The 21,205-nt window shown below is 67.8% G+C and carries 20 protein-coding genes and 1 tRNA gene; 10 read left to right on the forward strand and 11 right to left on the reverse strand.

Translation table 11 applies throughout. The features are described from left to right. Nucleotides 1-671: 671 nt before the first annotated feature. Nucleotides 672-1,523 (reverse strand): formyltetrahydrofolate deformylase, encoded by an 852-nt coding sequence (gene purU, locus ACEL_RS00815; RefSeq protein WP_011718993.1) that lies wholly within the window; start codon nt 1,521-1,523, stop codon nt 672-674. 218 nt (nt 1,524-1,741) lie between these two features. On the opposite strand from purU, the gene ACEL_RS00820 reads away from it, so the two are divergent. Then, the gene (locus ACEL_RS00820) at nt 1,742-2,125 is read left to right on the forward strand and encodes a type II toxin-antitoxin system VapB family antitoxin (RefSeq protein ID WP_011718994.1); all 384 of its coding nucleotides are present in this window, start codon (nt 1,742-1,744) and stop codon (nt 2,123-2,125) included. A gap of 213 nt (nt 2,126-2,338) precedes the next feature. Here the strand turns inward: ACEL_RS00820 and mscL are convergent, their stop codons facing one another. The 3 genes from mscL to ACEL_RS00835 form a co-directional block, all read right to left on the reverse strand. Beyond that, on the reverse strand, nt 2,339-2,755 hold the full coding sequence (gene mscL, locus ACEL_RS00825) for a large conductance mechanosensitive channel protein MscL (RefSeq protein ID WP_011718995.1): 417 nt from the start codon (nt 2,753-2,755) through the stop codon (nt 2,339-2,341). 163 nt (nt 2,756-2,918) lie between these two features. After that, nucleotides 2,919-3,707, reverse strand: coding sequence for an SAF domain-containing protein (locus tag ACEL_RS00830; RefSeq protein WP_049751315.1), 789 nt, complete (start codon nt 3,705-3,707; stop codon nt 2,919-2,921). Nucleotides 3,708-3,742: 35 nt separating this feature from the next. Next, a complete protein-coding gene (locus ACEL_RS00835; RefSeq protein WP_011718997.1) occupies nt 3,743-4,564 on the reverse strand; it encodes an S-methyl-5'-thioadenosine phosphorylase in 822 nt (273 codons plus the stop codon). Nucleotides 4,565-4,844: 280 nt separating this feature from the next. Between ACEL_RS00835 and ftsH the strand changes: the two genes are divergently transcribed. Both ftsH and ACEL_RS00845 read left to right on the forward strand, forming a co-directional pair. Further along, nucleotides 4,845-6,845, forward strand: coding sequence for an ATP-dependent zinc metalloprotease FtsH (gene ftsH, locus ACEL_RS00840; protein WP_011718998.1), 2,001 nt, complete (start codon nt 4,845-4,847; stop codon nt 6,843-6,845). 14 nt (nt 6,846-6,859) lie between these two features. Then, nucleotides 6,860-7,303 (forward strand): Hsp20/alpha crystallin family protein, encoded by a 444-nt coding sequence (locus ACEL_RS00845; RefSeq protein ID WP_011718999.1) that lies wholly within the window; start codon nt 6,860-6,862, stop codon nt 7,301-7,303. Between the two features lie 217 nt (nt 7,304-7,520). Here ACEL_RS00845 and ACEL_RS00850 read toward each other — a convergent pair whose 3' ends face one another. The 4 genes from ACEL_RS00850 to ACEL_RS00865 form a co-directional block, all read right to left on the reverse strand. Beyond that, the gene (locus ACEL_RS00850; RefSeq protein ID WP_011719000.1) at nt 7,521-7,829 is read right to left on the reverse strand and encodes an FmdB family zinc ribbon protein; all 309 of its coding nucleotides are present in this window, start codon (nt 7,827-7,829) and stop codon (nt 7,521-7,523) included. Between the two features lie 96 nt (nt 7,830-7,925). After that, nucleotides 7,926-8,303 (reverse strand): hypothetical protein, encoded by a 378-nt coding sequence (locus tag ACEL_RS00855; RefSeq protein ID WP_011719001.1) that lies wholly within the window; start codon nt 8,301-8,303, stop codon nt 7,926-7,928. 89 nt (nt 8,304-8,392) lie between these two features. Next, nucleotides 8,393-9,967 (reverse strand): potassium/proton antiporter, encoded by a 1,575-nt coding sequence (locus tag ACEL_RS00860; protein ID WP_011719002.1) that lies wholly within the window; start codon nt 9,965-9,967, stop codon nt 8,393-8,395. Beyond that, entirely contained in the window at nt 9,964-10,572 is a 609-nt protein-coding gene (locus ACEL_RS00865; protein WP_011719003.1) for a 5-formyltetrahydrofolate cyclo-ligase, read from the reverse strand. Before ACEL_RS00865 ends, ACEL_RS00860 begins: the two co-directional genes overlap by 4 nt. A 207-nt stretch (nt 10,573-10,779) precedes the next feature. Here ACEL_RS00865 and ACEL_RS00870 point away from each other — a divergent pair, with 207 nt between their 5' ends. The 7 genes from ACEL_RS00870 (at nt 10,780) to ACEL_RS00900 (ending at nt 18,267) form a co-directional block, all read left to right on the forward strand. Next, nucleotides 10,780-12,912 (forward strand): diguanylate cyclase, encoded by a 2,133-nt coding sequence (locus ACEL_RS00870; RefSeq protein WP_011719004.1) that lies wholly within the window; start codon nt 10,780-10,782, stop codon nt 12,910-12,912. A gap of 137 nt (nt 12,913-13,049) precedes the next feature. Then, nucleotides 13,050-13,958 (forward strand): UTP--glucose-1-phosphate uridylyltransferase GalU, encoded by a 909-nt coding sequence (gene galU / locus ACEL_RS00875; protein WP_011719005.1) that lies wholly within the window; start codon nt 13,050-13,052, stop codon nt 13,956-13,958. Further along, complete coding sequence (gene glp, locus ACEL_RS00880; protein WP_011719006.1) at nt 13,955-15,199, forward strand: molybdotransferase-like divisome protein Glp; 1,245 nt, start codon at nt 13,955-13,957, stop codon at nt 15,197-15,199. The genes galU and glp overlap by 4 nt, the downstream gene beginning before the upstream one ends. After that, on the forward strand, nt 15,196-15,672 hold the full coding sequence (gene moaC, locus ACEL_RS00885; protein WP_011719007.1) for a cyclic pyranopterin monophosphate synthase MoaC: 477 nt from the start codon (nt 15,196-15,198) through the stop codon (nt 15,670-15,672). The genes glp and moaC overlap by 4 nt, the downstream gene beginning before the upstream one ends. 135 nt (nt 15,673-15,807) lie before the next feature. Then, entirely contained in the window at nt 15,808-16,320 is a 513-nt protein-coding gene (locus ACEL_RS00890; protein ID WP_011719008.1) for a MogA/MoaB family molybdenum cofactor biosynthesis protein, read from the forward strand. A 151-nt stretch (nt 16,321-16,471) separates the two neighbouring features. Then, nucleotides 16,472-17,110: a GNAT family N-acetyltransferase gene (locus ACEL_RS00895; protein ID WP_011719009.1), complete on the forward strand. Its 639-nt coding sequence runs from the start codon at nt 16,472-16,474 to the stop codon at nt 17,108-17,110. A 287-nt stretch (nt 17,111-17,397) separates the two neighbouring features. After that, the gene (locus ACEL_RS00900; RefSeq protein WP_011719010.1) at nt 17,398-18,267 is read left to right on the forward strand and encodes a hypothetical protein; all 870 of its coding nucleotides are present in this window, start codon (nt 17,398-17,400) and stop codon (nt 18,265-18,267) included. Between the two features lie 68 nt (nt 18,268-18,335). Here ACEL_RS00900 and ACEL_RS00905 read toward each other — a convergent pair. The 3 genes from ACEL_RS00905 to ACEL_RS11275 form a co-directional block, all read right to left on the reverse strand. Then, nucleotides 18,336-18,412 (reverse strand) — tRNA-Ala (locus ACEL_RS00905). 100 nt (nt 18,413-18,512) lie between these two features. Beyond that, nucleotides 18,513-20,093 carry a dolichyl-phosphate-mannose--protein mannosyltransferase gene (locus tag ACEL_RS00910; RefSeq protein ID WP_041835173.1) on the reverse strand — a complete coding sequence of 527 codons (1,581 nt, stop codon included), beginning with the start codon at nt 20,091-20,093 and terminating at the stop codon, nt 18,513-18,515. A gap of 16 nt (nt 20,094-20,109) precedes the next feature. Continuing rightward, on the reverse strand, nt 20,110-21,183 hold the full coding sequence (locus ACEL_RS11275; RefSeq protein WP_011719012.1) for a DUF3048 domain-containing protein: 1,074 nt from the start codon (nt 21,181-21,183) through the stop codon (nt 20,110-20,112). Nucleotides 21,184-21,205: the final 22 nt, after the last annotated feature.

Genomic DNA, 21,205 nt, shown 5'->3' on the forward strand with positions numbered 1-21,205 from the left:
CGGGCCGGATTGCGGTGCGGCGGTTGCGGCCAGCGGGGCCGGATTGCGGTGCGGGAGGGCTCAGTGATCTCAGTAGGGCTCGGCGGTGCGGGGCTGGGCTCGGCGGTGCGGGGCTGGGCGGCGGTGGCGCCCGCCTGGGCCAGGCGGCGTGCGGGGTTGGACCGCGCGTCGGCGCGGGCGTCGTCCGCGGCGTCGAGCCGGGACGGCAGTGGCGGCCGTGGCTTGACGAGACGTCACCTGCGGCGTTGGCCGTGCGCGCGGCCTGCCCGGCGGATTTCCCTGATCACTGATCGTTGCCATGAGGCGAGAGAGCGTCCTCGTACTCGGTAGGGGTCGGGACGCCGGGAGCGGGGTCGCGGTGGACGGTTGCGGCTGGCGAGGACGACCGTCATGGCGACGACCGTGACGAACGCGAGCAGGAAGAGCACCTCGATGACCCGCCAGATCACGTATCTCACCTCGCTCGCTGCGGCCGCGCTTTGATCGGTCCTCCCGCCGTGGCTCCAGCCGGGAGCTTGCCTCCCAGCCTCCTCCCGTCGCGGCTCCAGCCGGGGCCCGCCTCCCAGCTTCCTCCCGCCGGGCATGGCGTTCCGCCCGGCACGGCGTCGGCGAACCGATCGCCAGCTTCGTCCCGCCGGGGCTGGCGCCAGCGAGCCGGCCGGCCGTCTCGCCTAGCGGAATACCACTGTTTTGTTGCCGTCGAGCAGGACGCGGTGTTCGAGATGCCATCGGACCGCCCGTGCCAGGGCGAGGCATTCGAGATCGCGGCCTACTTCGGCTAGGTGGGCGACGTCGTACGTGTGATCGACTCGGGCTACTTCCTGTTCGATGATGGGACCTTCGTCGAGTGTTGCGGTGACGTAGTGGGCGGTTGCGCCGATGAGTTTGACGCCGCGTTCGTAGGCCTGGTGGTACGGCCGCGCTCCGCGGAAACTCGGGAGGAATGAGTGGTGAATATTGATGATTTTCCCGGGGAGGCGTTCGCAGACCGTGGGGGAGAGAATTTGCATGTACCGGGCGAGGACGATGAGGTCGACGCTCGCTTCGTCGACGAGAGCGAGCAGTTTGTCTTCGGCTTGCGCCTTGGTTTCCGGTGTCACAGGAATGTAATGGTACGGAATTCCATAGGACGCCGCTAAATCCTCGAAATCCCGGTGATTGGAGACCACCGCGACGATATCCGCCGGTAAAGCACCGATGTGCCAGCGATACAGCAAGTCGTTGAGACAGTGTCCCAACCGTGACACCATGATGATGGTGCGGGTACGTTCCTCCTCGTCGTGGATTTGCCAGGTCATCGAAAAGGCTTCGGCGACCGCAGAAAAATCGCGGCGAAGCTCGGCGATACCGATGCGGGGGTCGGTGCATTCAATGTGCACGCGCATGAAGAACCGCCGGGTGCTGCGGTCACCGAATTGCTGGCTGTCAAGAATATTCGCTCCGCGGTCGGCGAGGAATCCGCTGACCGCGTGCACGATGCCGAGCCGATCCGGGCACGACAAGGTGAGGATGCATCGGTTCACCGTGTACCGCTCCTCTCCGCGCGCTCGGCGTCGTCCACCCCTTCGGCCTTGCGCGGCCGCACGGTCAGCCGGCATGCAGGGTACGGATCGAGCATCGGACGCCGCGGGGTCTTCGACGACGTGACCACGCGGCGTCCGCTGCCCGCCTTGTTACTGACCGCGTGTCGCAGAATAGTCCTCGGTTGCACGACGGGACGAGTGACACCGGGAGCACATAGGTGATCTTCAAGGCGGTACAAGAGGGTCGCCCGTATCCGCCTCATGGATTCACGCAGCGGGAGTGGTCCACGGTGCCGCCGCAACTGGTCCGTCTCGACGAACTGATTACGACGAAACGCGTGCTCGCGCTTGACGTTCTGCTCGATGACGACTCGACGTTCTACGGCGACCTCTTCCCGCACGTCGTCCGGTGGCGCGGCGAGCTCTACCTCGAAGATGGCCTGCACCGGGCCCTCCGCGCTGCGCTGCAGCAACGAACGTCGGTCCACGCCCGGGTCCTTGATCTGGATGTTGCTCAGTCCGACGGCGGTCCGGACGCGATGGCCGAGGACGCCGTCTCGCCGGCGACCGCGGGCCGTCAGGGCTCCTTCGACGAGGACTGAGCCGCCGCGCTCCGGCAGCCCGTCGCGCTCCGGTGGCCGGGACATTCTCCGCCGGCGCACGCTGTCGGCGTTCGGAGACGGGCGGCCCGCCGCGCTTCGGCGGCCGGGAATCACGGCCGGGCGCTCGGCTCTCGCCGGCCGTCCGGCGCTCCGGTCCCTTCGGCGGACACTCCCGCGCCCTCGGCCCGGCGCAGCGGCGGCGTACTGGTCGACTTACGACTCTGTTGCCTGCGGCTCGGAGACCGCGGTGCAGAACGCACAGCGCCGCGCCGCAGCCGGGATAGCGCTCAGACACTCCGGGCAGGTCCGGGTTGGCGTGTCCGGCTCGGGCGCTTTTTGGAAACGAGCCAGCAGGGCACTGAACGGCAAGACCACGAGGTAGTACACCACGGCGGCGACAATGACAAAGGTGATAACAGCATTGACGAAATCGCCGTAGCTGAAGACGCTGTGCCGCACGGTGAAGCTGCGATTTGCAAAAAGCCCCTTGCCGCCAATGAGTCCGATGAGCGGCGTCAGGAAATCTTTCACGAACGATTGCACCAATCCAGAGAACGCTGCTCCAATGACGACGGCGACGGCCAGATCGACGACATTGCCGCGGAGCAAGAATTTCCGGAAACCAGACATGTCGTGTCCTTTCTTTTCGGTCTTGACCGGTTGATGCGTAAGCTCGCTGTGCTACTGGTTTGACGGAAGAACCGGTGCGCCGGTTAGCGGCAATCGCGCGTCGGCCCGGCGACGCCGCACCAGCCGCCCCGTCCGTGCGATCGATGAGAATATACGTGACGCGTTACGACGGCGCATCGTTTTGCGGAATCTGGGTCGAATCGTGTACGGCGAGAACAAGCGGACTCCTCGCCTGCGCTTGAGCGAGCAATCGTGCTTGCCAGGCGCTGGCGGCGACGAAGAGAAGCGCACTGCCGTCCCCCGCAGGGTCCGAGCCGTTCGACGGAACAGCGAGCACGTCGACGTCCGTCGCGACAACGACCGCCGGCGTGCCGAGCGGCGCATCGGGGTCTGCGGCCAGCACATCGACCGACATGCCCGGGGAAAACAGCTTTGTGACCGCGCCGTCAGCGACGTGGATCGGGACGGCTACCAGTCCGGGTGCGGGGTGCGCACCGCCGCCGAACCTCACATCGGTGAGTGGCTCGCCGCGGCGCACCGGCGAGATGAGCCGCCTGCCGGTCACCTCGACCAGCCGATGCAGGGTTCCGGCCGGTTGCAGGTTCGTTGGAAACGCGGCGAGCCGGACGTCGGCATCGCGAATTGTCGCTCCCGCCGGCAAGTCCCGCTGAGCGACGACGACGTCAACCGTCGCGGGTGGGCGAGGCGTCAGGCTCTGGACGATGCCGCCCACGGCGACCACGAGGCATGCCGCGGCGAGGAGTCGCCGGCGACGCCGCAACAGCCGCCCCGCCCGCTCCAGCGCGTCGCGGAGCCGATCCCGCCCTGACCGCGGTTGCGCCCGCGACCAATATGCGGCGTCCTGCAATCCCGGCGGCACCGCCGACAACCACCGGAGCGCGTCCAGCGACGCGCGGATCGGCCGCCGAGGGCGGCGCGCTTGCCAGGTCACCGCGTGGTTTCCGTAGCGCCGCCGGTGCGGCGTCCTCACCGGGAGGCGGCGTGCAACGCCGCAGCGAGATCGGGATTTCCTTTCTGCGCACAATCGCACTCTGGCCGCTCGGGCAGCAACTCAATGGCGGTGGCGATCGTCGTACGGATGCGCTCGACGTTCCGGGTGAATTGCGCGATCACCTCGGCTTCGGTCACGCCCTCACCCTCGCGGATGCCGGCGTCGACGTCGGTGACGAGAGCAACCGCCGTATAGCACAGGCCCAGTTCGCGGGCGAGCGCTGCCTCCGGCTGGCCGGTCATGCCTACGATCGACCAGCCCTGGGCGGCGTGGAACCGTGATTCTGCTCGGCTTGAGAAGCGCGGACCTTCGACCACCACGAGCGTTCCGGTCTCCACGGGCTCCCAGCCGTGTCTCCGCGCCGCATCAATAACCGTGCGCCGGCCGACCGGACAGTACGGGTCGGCGAAGGGTGCGTGGAAGACCCCGCCCACCCGATCGAAGTAAGTCTGCGGCCGCCCATAGGTGCGGTCGACGACCTGGTCCGGGATAACCAAGCGACCGACGCCGATCTCCTCCCGCAGCGACCCCACCGCCGCGACAGCGAGAACCTGTCGAACTCCCAGAGCGTGCAACGCCCAGATGTTCGCCTGGTAGGGCACGAGGTGCGGCGGAAAGCGATGGTCCTTGCCGTGCCGCGGGATGAATGCCACGGCGCGTCCCGCGATCTTCCCGATAAGAGGCGGCTCGCTCGGCTCGCCGAACGGGGTGCCGGTGGCAGCGGGCTGCGCGTCGTCGAGTAGTTCGTAAAAACCGGTGCCGCCGAGGACACCGATAACTGCAGATGTCGTTGCCACGCGTCCACCTTACGGAGCCGCCGGTGGGGCGAGGCACGACCGGATGAGCCTGTGGAGATGACCGCCGGCCGCTGTGGATCGAGCGGGGCCGGGTTCCTCGCCGGCATGACCCATTGGAGTACCCGCCCTGCTGCGCCGGACGTGACGCGGACCGCATCAACGGAAGCAAGAACTTCGTCGGAGCGCGAGAGAACGACACTCGGACGGGGAATTATCGATGCGACACCACGTGACGACGAATTGCTGGTACGCACCTGATCCATAGCGAAGGTGACTATCCGTGAGTCGCGAAGTGACCTCAGGACTGCCGCAGGACAAACCCACCGGCAGCGCACCGCCGCCTCCGCCGCCATGGCGGCGCTGGCTCCTGCCGATAGGCCTGCTCGTGAGCCTGGTGCTGCTGTTTACGTTCCCGATGCGCCCGTCGTCGGGGAAAACGCTGACGTACTCGGAGTTTCTTACCGCGCTCCACCACCACGACATCAAGACGATAACGATCCACTCCGACGGTGAAGCATCCGGGCAATTTGCCGACGGGCGGCCGTATTCGACGACGATTCCTATTGGGCTGGCCGGTTCGCAGCTGCTGAACGAACTGGAGAACAACGGCGTGCAGATCAGCGCGCGACCTCCGGGGCCGTCCCTGGCCTCCCAGGTGCTCGCCGGTGTTCTCTCGTTCCTTCCGTTCCTTCTGCTGCTGGGCCTTTTCGCGTACTCCGGACGCCGAGCCGGCGCCGGTTTCCTTGCCGGATTGCCGGGCATCGGCCGGGCGCGGGCGAAGATTTTCACGACCGAGCGTCCGCAGACGCGATTCTCCGACGTCGCCGGTTATGACGGCGTGAAAGCAGAAATCGCCGAAGTTGTTGATTTCCTGCGTTCCCCGGAACGGTACCGACGGGCCGGCGCGGCCATTCCACGCGGCGTCCTCATGGTAGGACCGCCCGGAACCGGGAAAACACTCATGGCCCGGGCGGTTGCCGGAGAAGCCGGCGTCCCGTTCCTCTCGGTGACCGGATCCAGCTTTGTGGAAATGTTCGTCGGTGTTGGCGCATCCCGGGTTCGGGATCTCTTCGAGGAGGCGCGCAAACATGCGCCGTGCATCGTTTTCGTCGATGAAATCGATGCGATCGGCCAGCGGCGGGCCGGAGCCGGAACGATCGTCGCCAATGACGAGCGGGAACAGACGCTGAACCAGCTTCTTGCAGAAATGGATGGTTTTGAACCCGCGCAAGGCGTGGTCGTCCTTGCCGCCACGAACCGACCGGAAGTGCTGGATCCCGCCCTGCTGCGGCCCGGCCGCTTCGACCGGCAGGTGACGGTGCCGCTGCCGAGCCAGGCCGATAGGGCCGCGATTCTTCGGGTGCACTGCCGGAACAAGCGGCTCGCCCCCGACGTCGACCTCGACGCCGTCGCGCGGGCGACGCCGGGCTTCTCGGGTGCTGAATTAGCGAACCTCGTCAACGAGGCGGCAATCGCCGCCGCCCGGGCGGGACGTCGTGATCTCACCGCGGAGGATTTCCGGTACGCGCGGGATCGGATCATTCTCGGTCGCCGGGAAGACTCCAACGTGCTGTTGCCGTCGGAACGACACGCCGTCGCCGTCCACGAAGCCGGGCACGCGGTGGTGGCGGCGTGCAGCGAGAACGCCGATCCCGTCGAGCGGGTCACGATTCTGCCTGCGGGCCGTGCACTCGGCGTGACCTTTCAATTGCCGTTGGCGGAACGGCATTTGTATTCCGAGAGCTATCTGCGTGACTCCCTGGCGGTGCGCCTCGGCGGGCGGGCCGCCGAGCTGGAAATTCTCGGCGAGGCATCGACCGGGGCGGTCAACGACTTGTCATCGGCGACCGAGCTGGCCCTCCGGATGGTGCGCGAGTACGGGCTCTCGCCGCGGCTTGGGCCGGTGAGTTATCCGGTGGGCGGTTCGATGTACCTGCCCGGCGGGCAGGAGTTGACGCCGCGGCCGTACGCCGAAGCCACCCAGCAACGGATCGACCAGGAGGTGGCGGATTTGCTCCGCGATGCCGAGGAGCGGGCACGGGACATCATTCGCCGAAATCGGCAGGCGGTCGACGAGCTTGCCTCGCTGCTGCTCGAACAGGAGTCGGTGGACGGGGCGGTGGTCTATCAGCTTGTCGGAAGGCCGGTCCCCACACCCGAGGAGCATCGCGAGGCTGCCGCCCGGCACGTGCGGCGGCCGGGAATAGCCGCGGCGACGGGTGCGTCTATGGCTGGTGGAAGCGAGCCGCGGACAGCGGCGAGCTCCGATGATCTGCTGTGAAGGGGGTGATCACTATGGCGGTGCTTGTTGACCCGATCCGCATTCTCGACGTCCTCGCCCGAGACGTCAGGAATCTTGTTGGCGACGGTCGGGCCGAGTGGTGGATGCCGATCGACCTGTACCGCGAAGGTGATCACTACGTCGTCGGCGTCGACCTTCCGGGCGTTGATCCCGGTTCGATCGATGTCCGGGTCAGCGCCGACACCCTCAGCATCCAAGCCGAGCGCCACGCGCCGTCCACTGATGGTGGAGCGTGGCTGATCGGCGAGCGACCGTACGGACGGTTCCGCCGGCAGATCACCCTTCCGGACGGCGTGGACGCCGACCGCGTCTCCGCCGGCTACCACGACGGCGTCCTCACAGTCCGGCTCCCGCTGACGGACGCCGCGAAGCCTCGGCGCATCGCGGTCCGCGAGGCCGAGGAGCGCCACGCGCTGGACGTTGCGGAGGCAGCGTGAGCGCCTAACTGGCGATCGCTCCAGCGCGGTCCGCCTCGGGAATTGGCGGGAGGACGGCGGGAACCCGCGGAGTTGCGGACAGTTGCAGGCGCATCGGTTTGTGCAACGGGCGGAGGACCGCCCGTTTTCCTTATGGCCGAGTTGTGGCCGAGATGGCCGAGTTGTGGCCGAGCGGCTCAGCCGGCTGGTCGAGATGGTCGCGTTATGGTCGAGCTGCTCAGCCGGCTGCGGCCTTCGCCGTGCCCGCCGGCGCGGCGGCGGATTCGGTGGACCCGCCTGACGTGCCTGCCGAACCGGATGAGCTCTTATCGGCAGCCTCTCTGGACTCGGATTTCGCTCCGTTCGCTGCAGCGCGGCTGTCGGTGCGGTAAAAACCGGAACCCTTGAAGACGACACCGACCGACGAGAAGACCTTGCGGAGCCGGCCCTGGCATGTCGGACACTCAGTCAGCGGTTCGTCGGTGAATTTCTGCACGACCTCGAGGCGCTCTCCACAGCTCGTACACACGTACTGGTAGGTGGGCACGATCGCCTCCTTAGCACTCGGTAGCTTCGATTGCTAATGATGCGACATCCCCGTGGTCACCGTCCACCCGGCTGCGGCCCGTTCCGTTCCGCCCGATCAGGACCCCTCCCGGAAGCCCCCGAGGAATCGGCGAAACACCCCGCCTTCCCGGCGGAGCGGCGGAGCCGCCGGCGGCGCGGACCGGCGTGGGCGGGCGATCGGCGTGTCGTAATCGGTCCGCGCAATGGCATCGACGACCTGGTCGTCGTCGAAATCCGCAGATCCAGGAATGACGGGGACGAAGCCGACGAGTACGCCGTCCCGCATGACCTCGGCCTCGAGGTCGGCTGTGCCATCGGTGTCCCACACGGCTTCCCGCCCGTCCGGCAGCGCGATACGGACACCAAATCGGTAGAGGTCCGCGCGTGCCAGATGAGCGTCGATGCCTCGATCTCTCAATTTGTCGACAATACGAAGAGCGCGATTCTCGTCCACCGCTCAAGATTAGCTGCCGTACGCCGCGTGGGTCGGGTCCGAACGCGTCCGCGCAAGACCGCTGAGGATCAAGCGACACGCCGTAAGCGTCAGGTGCCGCGATCGCCGTACCAGGCGGCCAGTTTCCCTCGGCGACTCACAGCTCGCAGCCGCCGCTCGGTCTCCGCGCGGGCGCGGGCCGTCGTGACAATAAGCAGGGAGTCGCCGCGTCGCAGCTGCGTCTCCGGGGTTGGCACGAAACTCTGGCCGTCACGGACGACGAGCGTGACGGCGGCGCCGCGTGGCAGCCGCAATTCGAAGACCTCGACGCCGTGCAGCCGTGAACCTTCCGGGATGCGCAGCTGCAGGACGTCGGCGTCCATCTCTTCCAGTGGGGCGGCTTCGACGTCCAAGTCCGTCGGTTCGGACGGCGCTACGACCCGGAGCAGCCGGGCTGCCGCGGGAAGCGTTGGTCCTTGCACGATCGTGTAAATCACAACGAGAACAAAGACCAGCGCGAGGATACGGTCGCTGGCCGGAACGCGTTGGGTGACGGGAATCGTGGCGAGCACGATCGGTACCGCGCCTCTCAGCCCTGCCCACGAGACGAAGGCCTGCTCACGCAGGTCGAGGAGGTCGATGGGAACCGTGCGCCGGCGCGGCTTATCAGCAAATCGAGGCTGGGTGTTGCTACGCCTGAGCGGAAGTGTGCGCCAGACGGCAGCTATGACGCGGAGCGTTCCGATCGATGCGACAACCGACGCCGGTCGGGCGAGCAGCAGCAGAGCGGCACCGATGATGAGGGCCGGCACGATTTCGCGGGGCAGGCCGCTTGGGGTGACGAGGAGTCCCAGGATGACGAAGACGGTGATCTGCGCCAGCCAGGCGACGCCTTCGGCGAAGCCCCGGGTCGCCGGCCGGTGCGGAAGCCGTGCATTGCCGAGGACGAGAGCGCCGACGTAAATCGCGAGGAAGCCGCTCGCCTGTGCGAGGGTCGCCAGCGCATAGCACGCCACGGCCGTGGCCAGGACCGCCAGCGGGTAAAGACCGGATGCCGGAAGCGCCAATCGGCGCAGCTGGAGGGCGGTCAGTCGCGCGATGAGCAATCCGATGCCCGCGCCGACGACGAGTTCGTAGCCGATGAGCCCGACGAGGGCCAGGGGGGCACGATCGGTGGACTCCGACAGGAGGGTCACGAGAAGGACTGCGGGGGCGTCGTTGAGTCCTGATTCGACCTCCAGCACACCGGCCAGTCGCCGGGGCAACCGGACCCGGCGCAACAGCGAGAACACGGCCGCTGCATCGGTCGGCGCGAGGATTGCCCCGACCAGCAGGTCGAGGCGCCATGAACCGCCGAAGACGACGTGAACGGCAGCCGCCGTGCCCGCCGTGCTGACGAGCACCCCGACGGTTGCGAGCGCGAGCCCCGCCGGCACGTACTGGCGGACGTCGTCCCAGCGCGTGGTGAGGCCACCTTCGGCGAGGATCAGGGCCAGCGCGGTAAGGCCGACGTTACGGGCGAGTTGAGCGTCGTCGAACCGGATGAGGGCCTGCAGGGCCAGGCCGATCGCGAGGTATGCGAGGAGCGCCGGGATGCCTACCCGGCTGGTGAACCGTACGGCGAGGATCGCGGTCAGCAGGACAACGGCACCGACGAGCAGCCCGAGTTCGATGGAGTGCGTCACGGGCTGCTCCCGGCACGGAACCGGTGGGCGCGTGACGGGGTGAGAGCGGCGTCCACCCGTTGATCATGGTCAGCCTCGGGTAACGACGGCACGAGCTCGTCGTCATAAATCACGGCGACCGTGAGGCTGCCGGGGCTTCGGCGCCGAAGCGCCCGGTCATAACCGCCGCCGCCTCGGCCGAGCCGCACACCAGTGGGGTCCACCGCGAGCGCCGGGACGACGATCAGGTCTGCCGTCGAGACGGCTTCGACGCCGAGCGCGCGGGGCTGGGTTGGGATGAGCGTGCCGCGGAGCCCCGGCTCGGTCGGATCGGCCGGATGGTAGGGCGTCCAGTCGAGATCACCGTCGTCGCGAAGGATCGGCACGATGAGCCGGCAACCGCGGTCGGCCAGGACGGCGATGAGCTGGTCAGTCGGCGGCTCGGTTCCGATCGCAAGGTAGACAGCGGCGACCGCAGGTGACCAATCGCCCAGCAGGTCGGCGGCGGCCGCGGCAATCCGTCGTCCGGCCTCGCGTCGCGCAGCGGGCGTGCGCTGGGCGCGGGCGGCGAGGAGCGTGCGGCGCAGTCCAGCTTTTGCTGCGGCGATGGCGTCGGGTGTCGTCATTGCTCTCCGTGGATCCGCTCGCTGAAGATGATCCGGAGCCTGGCGGCGATGAGAGAACAGCGCATCAGCGGAGAGCCGCTTACCGGCGGCCGCGCATCAGCTGGTTGTCGCATTCGGGGCGGTTTCGCCCAAGTAGCGGCTTCGCGCCCACGCTGCCGACATGACACCATCTCAAGAGTGATCCGGCGTACGGAGAGGTGACGCGCTATGACGTCGGACATCGGCGCGCGACGGCCGCTGCCGGCGTCCGGCGCGGATCGGCACCGCACCCGGATCGGACTGCGGGCCAGGCTGTCGATGGCCTTTGTCTTCGTCGTGCTCATCCCCGTGCTCGTTGGGTGTCTCCTCGTCGCCGTCATCGTGCCGGATGTTCTTCGCGGTCAGGTGAGCGGAAGATTACGCGCGGATCGCACCGACGTGTCGGATCTCCTCGCCGCCCAGTGCGGGCACGCAATGCTCGACGCACGCGCCCTAGGTCTGCGGCTGGTGGGAACGACACCCCAGCAGGCGGTTCGCGCCAGCCTCGCCGAGTCGCGCGCCGACTACGCGGCGGTGGTGGATGCCTCCGGTGCTGCGGTTGCTGAGGCCGGGCGGCGTCCAGCGGGTGTGACGGATCTGTCCGTGCTGGACGGCTGCGGCAGCGGCCGTGGCGCCGAGGTCGCCATCGCCGGCCGGGTCGAGCTGGCTGTCGGCAATCACCCCGATTGGCGGTACGCCGTGGTGGCCTGGCTGATCAGCCCCCAGACCGCGGCTGACCTCCAAGCGCATCTTGCTGATCAGCCGGCGGTCACCCTCGCCGTGGGTTCGGAGATTGTCTCGTCGACGCTTCCGTTGCCGGTTGCCCGGGCCCAGCTGGCCGCCATCCGGCCCGGCGCCGATGTGACCCAGGTGGGGTCACGGATCGTCGCAGTCCACGACGCCGCGGCCGGCGAACCATATCGCATCCTGGTGAGCCGACCCGTGCCGGAATTGGGTGGCCTGCCGTGGATTTTCCTCGGCATCATCGGGTTCGCGACTGCCGGGGCGATCGCGATCGGCCGGTTCTTGGCCCGGCTCATCAGCCAACCGGTCGCCGAGCTGTCGGAGGCGGCAAGCCGGGTGGCCGGCGGCGATCTGGACATCACGCTGCCGGTCCGATCGCGCGACGAGGTCGGCCGGTTGGCGGCGGCCTTCAACCACATGACCGCCGAATTGCGCAGGTACATCGGTCAGCTCGAGCGCAGCCATGCCGAATTGCGGGAGAACCTGGAACGATTGGGCGCTGCATTGGCGCAAACGCATAACTTGCCGGGAATTCTTGCGGTCATTGTCGATACCGCAATGGCCAGCGTCCGTGCATCGGCGGGGCTGGTGGCGCTCTTCGAATCCGACGGTGTGCTGCACGTCAAGGTGAGCCGAGGTTTGCCGGAGCTGGCCCCGGACGCGGTCGTGCCGCTTGGTGCAGGGATCATCGGCCGGGTTGCCGAACGAGGTACGCCGGTCCACGGTGTCGTCGGAGACGGGCCCGGGCTCCGGCCGATCCCGGAGGAACCGCGGCGGCGCACCGTTCTCGCCGTGCCGTTGCGACAAGCCGGGCGCATCAGCGGCGTCCTCGCGGTGTACGACCAGGAGGAGACCGGCGACGGCGGCGCCGCGTTCACCGAGAACGACGTGCGCACGCTCGGTACCTTCGCGGGCCAGGCCAGTGTCGCGATTGAGAACGTGCTCCTCCATCAGGAAGCCGAGCGGCTCTCGCTCACGGACGCGCTGACGGGACTATGGAATTACCGGTACTTGACCATGACTCTTGGTCATGAGATCGAGCGGGCGACCCGGTTCCGCCGTCCGTTGGCGCTGTTGATGATTGATCTGGACCGGTTCAAGGACATCAACGATCGGCATGGTCACCAGGCCGGGGACGCGGTGCTCGTCGAGCTTGCCCGGCGGTTGCACACGACCGTCCGGGAGGTGGACACGGTCGCCCGTTACGGCGGCGAGGAATTCGTCGTCATTCTTCCCGAGACGGATGCGGACGGCGCGGCGCACACCGCGGAGCGGCTCCGGCAAGCGGTTCGCGGCACCCCGTTTCACGTCGAGCAGATGGACATTCCGGTGACGGCGTCGATCGGCATTGCGGTCTTTCCCCGGCACGGCAGTTCGGCCGCGATCCTGCTGCGGGCCGCCGACGAGGCGCTGTACGTCGCGAAGCATTCCGGTCGCGATGCCTGGCGGTTCGCTCGAGCGGGTGGCGAGACGCCAGCCGGGTTGTCGACGCCGAGGATCGTCGTGGTTCCGGAGGCCGGCGAGCCCGCGAGTGTTCCGGAGGCCGGCGAGCCCGGACAGCCCGAAGCGCCGGCGTAGCCGTCTGGGCCGGGCGCGGCGGCGTTAGACCGGCTGGACTGGGCGCGGCGGCGTAGGACCGACTCGGCCCGAGGCGCCGGCGTAGGAACGGCGGCGCACCACGCTTCGCGCCGTCCGGCTCGACTAGGGTTCGTTGCATGGCGACGAGCGTTCGACGAGTTCGCAAAGCGGTGATTCCGGCTGCCGGGCTGGGCACGCGCTTTCTCCCCGCGACCAAGGCGACCCCGAAGGAGATGCTGCCGGTCGTCGACAAACCGGCGATCCAGTACGTCGTCGAGGAGGCGGTCGCGGCCGGACTCGACGACATCCTGATGATCACCGGTCGGAACAAGCGCCCGCTGGAAGACCACTTCGACCGCAACTACGAACTCGAATCGGCGCTGGCCGCCAAGGGTGACGACCGCAAGCTCGCCCTCGTTGAAGAGTCGACGCGGCTGGCCACCATCCACTACGTCCGGCAGGGGGAACCGCGCGGGTTGGGGCACGCCGTCTCGTGCGCCGCCATGCACGTCGGCGAGGAGCCGTTCGCCGTCCTGCTCGGCGACGACATCATCGACGGCCGCGACCCGCTGTTGCCTCGCATGATTGACGTCTTGCAACGGCGCGGCGGCACCGTCATCGCGCTGATGGAAGTCGATCCCGACCACATTCACCTCTACGGATGCGCGGCGGTGGAGCCGACCGATGAACCGGACGTCGTCCGGGTGACGGATCTGGTGGAGAAGCCGCGGGAACGGGCGCCGAGCAATCTCGCCCTCATCGGGCGGTACGTCATTGCCCCGGAGATATTCGACGTTCTGGCGAAAACCGAACCGGGGGCCGGCGGCGAAATTCAGCTCACCGACGCGCTCCGGGTTCTCGCCGGCCGAGACGGCGACGGCGGGCCCGTGCACGGTGTCCTCTTCCGCGGCCGGCGTTACGACACCGGGGACCGGTTGGAATATCTGCGTGCGGTGATTCAGCTTGCTGTTGAGCGCGAGGACCTTGGGCCGCCGCTTCTTTCGTGGCTGCGAGAATTCGTGGACGCCCGACGAGACGACCGATGACAGCTGTCAGTCCCGAGCTGCGCAGTGTCGACGACCACCTGCGACGGATCCTCACGTCGATCGGTCCGCTGGCGGATATTGAAGTCAACCTTCTCGACGCGCACGGCTGTGTGCTGGCCGAGGACGTCGTCGCCGAGCAGCCGCTGCCTCGGTTCGACAATTCCGCGATGGACGGGTACGCCGTCCGGGTCGCCGATGTTGCGACGGCATCGGCGGACCATCCGGTGGAACTTCCGGTCATCGGTGACATCGCCGCAGGCACCGGCGGCCGTTACGTCATCAATCCCGGCCTGTGTGCCCGCATCATGACCGGCGCGCCGGTGCCTCCGGGCGCGGAAGCGGTCGTGCCGGTGGAGTGGACGGACGGCGGCATCGCACGGGTGCGGATTCACCGGCCGGCGTCTCCCGGTCTGCATATCCGCCGGGCGGGTGAGGATGTCCGTGCCGGGGATACCGTGCTGCGCGCTGGGACGACGCTCGGTGCCGCGCAGTTGGGATTGCTCGCCGCTATCGGCCGGGCCCGGGTGCGGGTGCGGCCGAAGCCGCGGGTGGTGGTTTTCTCGACGGGCAATGAATTGGTGGACGCCGCGGCGGTGCCCGGGCCAGCGCAGATCTATGAGTCGAACAGCTACGCCCTGACCGCGGCCGCCCGCGAGAGTGGCGCGATGGCGTTTCGGGTGGGCATCGTGCCGGACGATCCGGTCCGGTTGCTCTCGCTCATCGAGGAGCAACTCGTCCGCGCGGATCTCGTCATCACCAGCGGCGGGGTGAGCGCCGGCGCATATGACGTTGTGAAAGAGGTCCTCTCCCGGCTCGGCACGGTCGAATTCGTCCGGGTCGCGATGCAACCGGGGATGCCGCAGGGTTTCGGCCACGTCGGGCCGGACAAGACCCCGATTTTCACTCTTCCCGGCAATCCGGTCAGTGCGTTCGTCTCGTTCGAGGTCTTCGTCCGGCCGGCGATTCAGCGGATGCTCGGCCGGGAGCGGTTGTACCGGCCGCTCGTGCGGGCCACCCTGCTGGAGCCGGTGCGCAAGACCGCGGGCAAGCGGAGTTATGTCCGTGCCCGGTTGGACGTGCGCGACGGGACGTACGTTGTCGCTCCGGTCGGGGGGATGGGGTCGCATCTGGTCGCGGCCCTTGCCCAGTCCAATGCGCTGATTGTGCTGCCCGAGCATGCGTCGGAGGTCCCGGCGGGAGTCACGGTATCGGTGATGGTTCTCGAACGGCGGCAACCATGACCGAGATGTTCGCACACCTGGATGCATCCGGCGCGGCTCGCATGGTGGACGTGTCGGCGAAGGATGTTTCGGTTCGGACGGCGACCGCGGTGGGTTTCGTGCGGACGAATGCCCGCGTCGTCGAGTTGCTTCGCGACAACGCCTTGCCGAAGGGGGATGCGCTTGCCGTCGCCCGGATCGCCGGCATACAGGCGGCGAAACGCACTCCGGAGCTCGTTCCGCTGGCGCATCCAATTGCGCTGCACGCCGTGGATGTCGACGTCGCGGTCACCGACGACGGGGTGTCGATCCGCGCGTCGGTTCGGACGGCGGACCGCACCGGCGTCGAAATGGAGGCGCTCACCGCGGTAGCCGTCGCCGGGCTCGCCGTGATCGACATGGTCAAAGGTGTGGATCCCGCTGCGGTTCTGACGGATGTGCGGGTGGAGGAGAAGCATGGCGGGAAGTCCGGGCATTGGCGGCGGGGGTCGTAACGAGGCTGCGCCCGGCGGCTCGGTCGGGCTCAGCGACGCCGCTCCGCTGCTGAAGTATCGCGGCACGATATGCCGTGTCGGCGGGCCGTTATTCGGCAGCGGGCCCTTGCCCGGTAGCGTTTGTCAGGTTCTGCAATGCCGCGCGCACTGGTGATAACGGTCTCGACGCGAGCGGCCGCCGGCGTGTATCCGGACCGCAGCGGCCCGGTGCTGGTGGAACTGCTCCGCGACGCCGGATGGCAGGTCGACGGCCCGGACATTGTGCCCGACGGCGAACCCGTCGGCAGCCGGCTGCGCGCGGCGGTCGCCGCCGGTTACGACGTCGTCCTCACCACCGGTGGCACGGGAATTTCCCCGACGGATCGCACTCCGCAGCTCACCGCCGGTGTCCTTGACTATGAGATTCCCGGCATCGCTGAGGCGTTGCGGTTGGCCGGGTGGCAGAGCGGTGTGCCGACGGCGTTGCTCTCCCGCGGTGTCGCCGGGGTCGCCGGCCGTACGCTCATCATCAACCTGGCTGGGTCACCCGGCGCGGTTCGGGACGGCATGCGGGTCATCGGGCCGCTCCTCGACCATGCGGTGTCGCAGCTGCACGGCGAGGATCACGTGTCGGCCGAACCCGAGCCCGATGCCGAGGAGGGACGCTGATATCCGTGTGCCGTTTTTGCGGGACGGCGCGCCGTGGCGGTGCCGTGGGACACCGTGACATGGCGGCCGGACACGGTGGTGGTGCCGCCGGACACCGTGACGGTGCGCCGGGACGCCCTGGCGGTGGCGCGGGATCGCAGGTGAGCCGTCGATGAGCAAGGGCTGGCCGGTCGAATTGCGCTACGGCGCCCTGTTGTTGCGTCCGTTACGGGTGCGGGACGCGTCGGCGTGGCGGACTGAGCGGCTGCGGAACCGGGATTGGTTGGCGCCGTGGGAGGCGACTGCACCGTCGGCTCGGCGGGCGGCCGAGGGGGAAGGCTATGTCGAGACCGTGCGGGCGCTTCGCCGCGAGGCGCGTGCCGGCTTGAGTTATCCGTTCGCACTGGTGATGGACGGCGAATTTGCCGGTCAGATCACGGTGAGCGGCATCACGCGCGGCTCGGTCTGCTCGGGGGCCGCCGGGTACTGGATCGCCCGGCGTTTCGCCGGCCGGGGCATTATGCCGACGGCGTTGGCACTCGTCGTCGACCACTGTTTCGGGCCGGGAGGCTTGCACCGGATTGAGGCGAATATCCGGCCGGAGAACGCGGCGTCGCGGCGGGTGGTCGAGAAACTCGGTTTCCGGTTGGAAGGGACCCGGGTGCGGTACATCCACATCGCCGGTGCGTGGCGTGACCACCTGTGTTACGCGCTTACCGTAGAGGACGTGCCGGAAGGGGTTCTCGCCCGTTGGCTTGCCCGCGGCGGTGGAATCCGTCCCGCTGCAAGCGACATCGCCTCTCCCGCCTGACCGCCGCCTCTCCTGACCGCCAGCAGCATCGCCTCTGCGATCGCGGCATCTGTCCGTGACCGTGCATCGGTTCCGTGACCGGGGCATTCCGTGTCTGACCGTGGGTGTTGGGTCGGGAACTTTCCGGAACCGATGGGTTTGACCCATGGTGGCGGGTCGATGCCGACGCGATGCGGCCCAGCAGAGATGCCGACGCGATGCGGCCCAGCAGAAAATTCCGCTCAAAGTCGCGACACACCGGCGTACTGCATCGTCACATCCGTCACTCCTGTCTACCGTGACGGATTGTGACCGGCATCATCATGGGCGGCATTGTCGCGCTGTGGATTGTCGTTCTGGTGCCGATGTGGCTGCGCCGGCATGAGGCAGAGGACGCAAGCCGCAGCATGGAGGGATTCTCGACGGCGATGCGCGTGCTCGCCGAGTCTCCGCGGTCGGCGCTGCCGCGCCGCTATCGCGCCGAGAGCCGCCGCCGTGAGATTCTCATGCCTCGACGGGAGAATTGGGGGCCTACCGTGGACAACCACCCGGATGTCGTCGTCCGCCGCAGCCGCGCTGTCACCGCGCGGGAACGTCGGCGGCTCGCCCTGCGTCGGCGTCGGCGGTTGACGGGCCTTTTCGGTCTCTTCCTTGCTGTGACGGCGACGTGCATCGTCGGATGGACGTCGTGGTGGTTGGAGCTGGCCGTCGTCCTCGCCCTTGTCGGCTACGTCGTTCACTTGCGGACGGAGGTGATTCGCCGGCGGGAGATTCAGCGGCACCGACGGCGATCGTCACGTGTGTCGACTCCGGCCGTTGCGCGCGACGAATCCCCCACCGATGCAGATACCCAGGTACTCCCTGGAGTGCCGGCGGATGTGTTGCCTCCGCTGACCAGTCCGGTAGGGACGGCGAACGGTTCGCGGTGGGAACCGGTCCCGGTGCCGCTGCCGACGTACGTGTCCAAGCCGCCCGCCAACCGGCCGGTGGTCAGCGCCCCACGGGCGGACGTCGAATCCGCGACGATCGACCTTACCCGTCCAGGGGAGTGGTCGGCGCAGCATGCCACCGGGCGGCGGCACTTGCTCCTGGATGAGACGGGGGATGACGCCGCGATCGCATCGCCGGCCGCTGAGGACGATCTCGATCGGATCATGCGCCGGGTCGTCGGTGAGTGATCACCCAGTGCGGCCGCTGGGCTGATCAACTTTGGTGGCACTGCCTCATGTCAGCCGGGTGCAGCCTCTGGTGGAGCTGACGGGATTTGAACCCGTGACCCCCTCGATGCGAACGAGGTGCGCTACCGGACTGCGCTACAGCCCCAACGACGCCTCAGCGTACCATCGCTCCGCCGGCCGATCACGCGGCCGGCGTCGGCCCCCGGCCCGGCGGCTGGATCGCCGGGCGGCAGGCGGCGGCTCGCTTACGAGCCATTGCTTTCGCTCCAGCTGTTGAACCACATTTTGTGCTGCCATTCGACGAACGGAATTGTCTTCCCGGTCAGGATCGGCAGGAAATAGAAGAAGAGAAGCACCACGATGAGGACGTACGAACCGGCGACCGTCGCGCCGACCAGGCGGCGGGCCGGTGTCGCATCGGCCGGGCCGAGAACGTAACCAATGGCGACCGCGAGAGCGATGCAGATGAAGGGGAGCAGAGGCAGGGCGTAGAAGTAGAACATCGTTCGGTGGAAGGTGAAGAGCCACGGAACGTACAGGCAGACGAAGGGAACCAGCAGCGCGCTGCCGCGCCAGTCCCGGCGCAGTACTAAATACGCCATGAAAAGCATCACCGGAATGGACGCCCACCAGATGGCCGGCGTCCCCATGTCGTAGATCATTTGGGCGCAGCCGGCGGCCGCGTGGCATCCCTGATTGGGGGCTTTCGGGTACTCCGCGTAGTAGAGCACCGGTCGGGTTTCGAAGAGCCACGTCCAGGCATTCGACCGGTAGCTGTGGTACGAATCCAGGTGCAGGTGGAAATTCAACGCTTCCGCGTGATAATGCCACAAGCCGCGGATCGGATTGCGAATCCACGCCGGCACCCACGCCCAGCCCGGGCGATTGTTCGCCCAATCACGGTCCCAGGCGTATTTCCCGGTGTTGACGAACCAGCCGGTCCACGAGATGAGGTACGTGGCGAGCGGAACGAGAATCGTTGTCGCAAAAAGCCCGGGAACGTCCCGAACCGCCGTCGTGAGCGCCGGACGGGGCAGGCCGGCTGCCCGCCGTGCGCCCATCGTCCAGACGGAGGCGAGAACGCCGAATGCCGGGAGCAAGTAGACGCCGTCCCACTTGGTCGCGCAGGCGGCTCCGAGGCAGAACATCGTGGCGATGAACCACCAGCGGACGCCGATGTGCGGCTGTTCGGCCGATGACGCGCCGCCGCCGGTGGTGTCCGCCGCCCGGATCCGAGCGGCCGACCATGCAGCCAGCCGGGCCCGGACCTGGTCGCGGTCGAGGATGAGACAGGCAAAAGCCGCCACGATCCAGAACATCAGAAAGATGTCCAGCATCGACGTCCGGCTCTGTACGAATTCCAGGCCGTCGAGGCTGAACAGCAGCCCGGCGACGCACCCCAGCAGGGTCGAGCGGGTCATCCGTCGGGCGGTGCGGGCGACGATGAGGACGGCGAGCGTCCCGACAACCGCGGCACTGAACCGCCAGCCGAGACTGTTGTCGCCGAAAATCCACTCACCAAATGCGATCATCCATTTGCCGAGCGGCGGATGGACGACATAGCCCGGCCCGTTGTCGGTGTTATTGAGCTCGACACCGTGGGTGAGGAGGCTGTGCGCGTCGTGCGCGTAGTACACCTCGTCGAAAATCTTGGAGCTCGGATAGCTCAGATTGTGGAACCGGAGATATCCGGCGAATGCGGTGATGAGCAACGGCCCAACCCAGCCGACGACCGGGTTGCCGGCGAACGCGGGGGCCAGGCGGTCGCGGATTACCCGTGCCTGGGTGCGCGATGCTACGAGCGGGGCCGGCGGGGAGAGCGTCACGGGCACATCGTAGGGGTCAGGAGAAGGTGACGCCCGCCGACGTCGGCGCGAGTTCCACCCACGCCCGCCCAGGCCGGAGCGGAATCACCCGCCCGGCGTTGTCGCGGATCACCATGGGTGCAGTGAGCGACGAACGGCTCCACCGGCCGGCGATCCGCACGCCGTCGCGCAGCACCCAGCAGTCACCGGAGCCGATGACCGTCGGCCACGGTTCGACCGCACCGGTGACGTCGCGAATACCGCTGTCCCGCAGGGTGACCCGGAGAATAACCACGTCGGTGGCCCAGACCTGGCTGCCGTCGGTGAGGATGTCGGCCCGTCCGTCCTGCCACCGCAGGTAACGCTGGCCGTCCCAACGCCAGTCCGCGGTCGCGGCGGCGAACCGGACGACGGCCTCCTGCGTTGGCGTCCCCGCTGCGGGAGCCGGAGAATACGTGAAGATTTGATGCGGCGGACCCATCGTCGGTGCGAGCTGCTCACCCCGTGCGTACAGCCTTGTCGTCGAATCGAAGATCTCGTGCGGAATCGGTCGCCCCGGGAGCTTGATGAACAGGCTGTTGTCCGCGTCGAAGGACATCAACACTGCGGTCGAATTCGCTTTGACCGGAGCGATTTCCAGATTGTTCGCACCGGAGTACGCGAAGTAGCCGCCGCCGAGGAGCCGGAGCAGGTCGCCGTCCACCGGGCGTGCGGACCGGATCGGCCCGACCAGGGCGGCGTCCTGGGACTGGAAGACGACGAACAGCCGGGTCAGTCCACCCTCGACCGGGGTGTCAACGACCAGATCCGCGTTGTTCAAACCCGCTTGCGGGAACGAGCCGGCGACGTTGTCGACTTTGATGGCCAGCGACGGGCGGGTCGCGTTGGGACCGCCGGCGGGCATCCCGGTCAGTGGGAAGACCTGCAGCGGTGACGCGACGGCCGGCGACGGTGCCGGCGTCAGCGTGGTCACATCGGACGAGCTGTGGCCGGACGCCGACGGCTGGGCCGCTGACCGGTTCTGGTGCGGTGCTGTCGCGCATCCGGCGAGCAGTGTGCTGCTGATCACTGTGACGAGGAACGTCAACGAGCGGTGATGCGGTCGGGGCATGGGGGAACCATAGTGGCCGAAA

The sequence above is a fragment of the Acidothermus cellulolyticus 11B genome (assembly GCF_000015025.1).
Taxonomy (GTDB): domain Bacteria; phylum Actinomycetota; class Actinomycetes; order Acidothermales; family Acidothermaceae; genus Acidothermus; species Acidothermus cellulolyticus.

Bases quoted from the DNA above. Each gene is read 5' to 3' on its own strand.
- mscL (WP_011718995.1), bottom strand. From the start codon at position 2,755: ATGTCTGGTTTCCGGAAATTCTTGCTCCGCGGCAATGTCGTCGATCTG.
- ACEL_RS00845 (WP_011718999.1), top strand. From the start codon at position 6,860: ATGGCGGTGCTTGTTGACCCGATCCGCATTCTCGACGTCCTCGCCCGA.
- ACEL_RS00865 (WP_011719003.1), bottom strand. From the start codon at position 10,572: ATGACGACACCCGACGCCATCGCCGCAGCAAAAGCTGGACTGCGCCGC.
- ACEL_RS00870 (WP_011719004.1), top strand. From the start codon at position 10,780: ATGACGTCGGACATCGGCGCGCGACGGCCGCTGCCGGCGTCCGGCGCG.
- galU (WP_011719005.1), top strand. From the start codon at position 13,050: ATGGCGACGAGCGTTCGACGAGTTCGCAAAGCGGTGATTCCGGCTGCC.
- glp (WP_011719006.1), top strand. From the start codon at position 13,955: ATGACAGCTGTCAGTCCCGAGCTGCGCAGTGTCGACGACCACCTGCGA.
- moaC (WP_011719007.1), top strand. From the start codon at position 15,196: ATGACCGAGATGTTCGCACACCTGGATGCATCCGGCGCGGCTCGCATG.
- ACEL_RS00890 (WP_011719008.1), top strand. From the start codon at position 15,808: ATGCCGCGCGCACTGGTGATAACGGTCTCGACGCGAGCGGCCGCCGGC.
- ACEL_RS00895 (WP_011719009.1), top strand. From the start codon at position 16,472: ATGAGCAAGGGCTGGCCGGTCGAATTGCGCTACGGCGCCCTGTTGTTG.
- ACEL_RS11275 (WP_011719012.1), bottom strand. From the start codon at position 21,183: ATGCCCCGACCGCATCACCGCTCGTTGACGTTCCTCGTCACAGTGATC.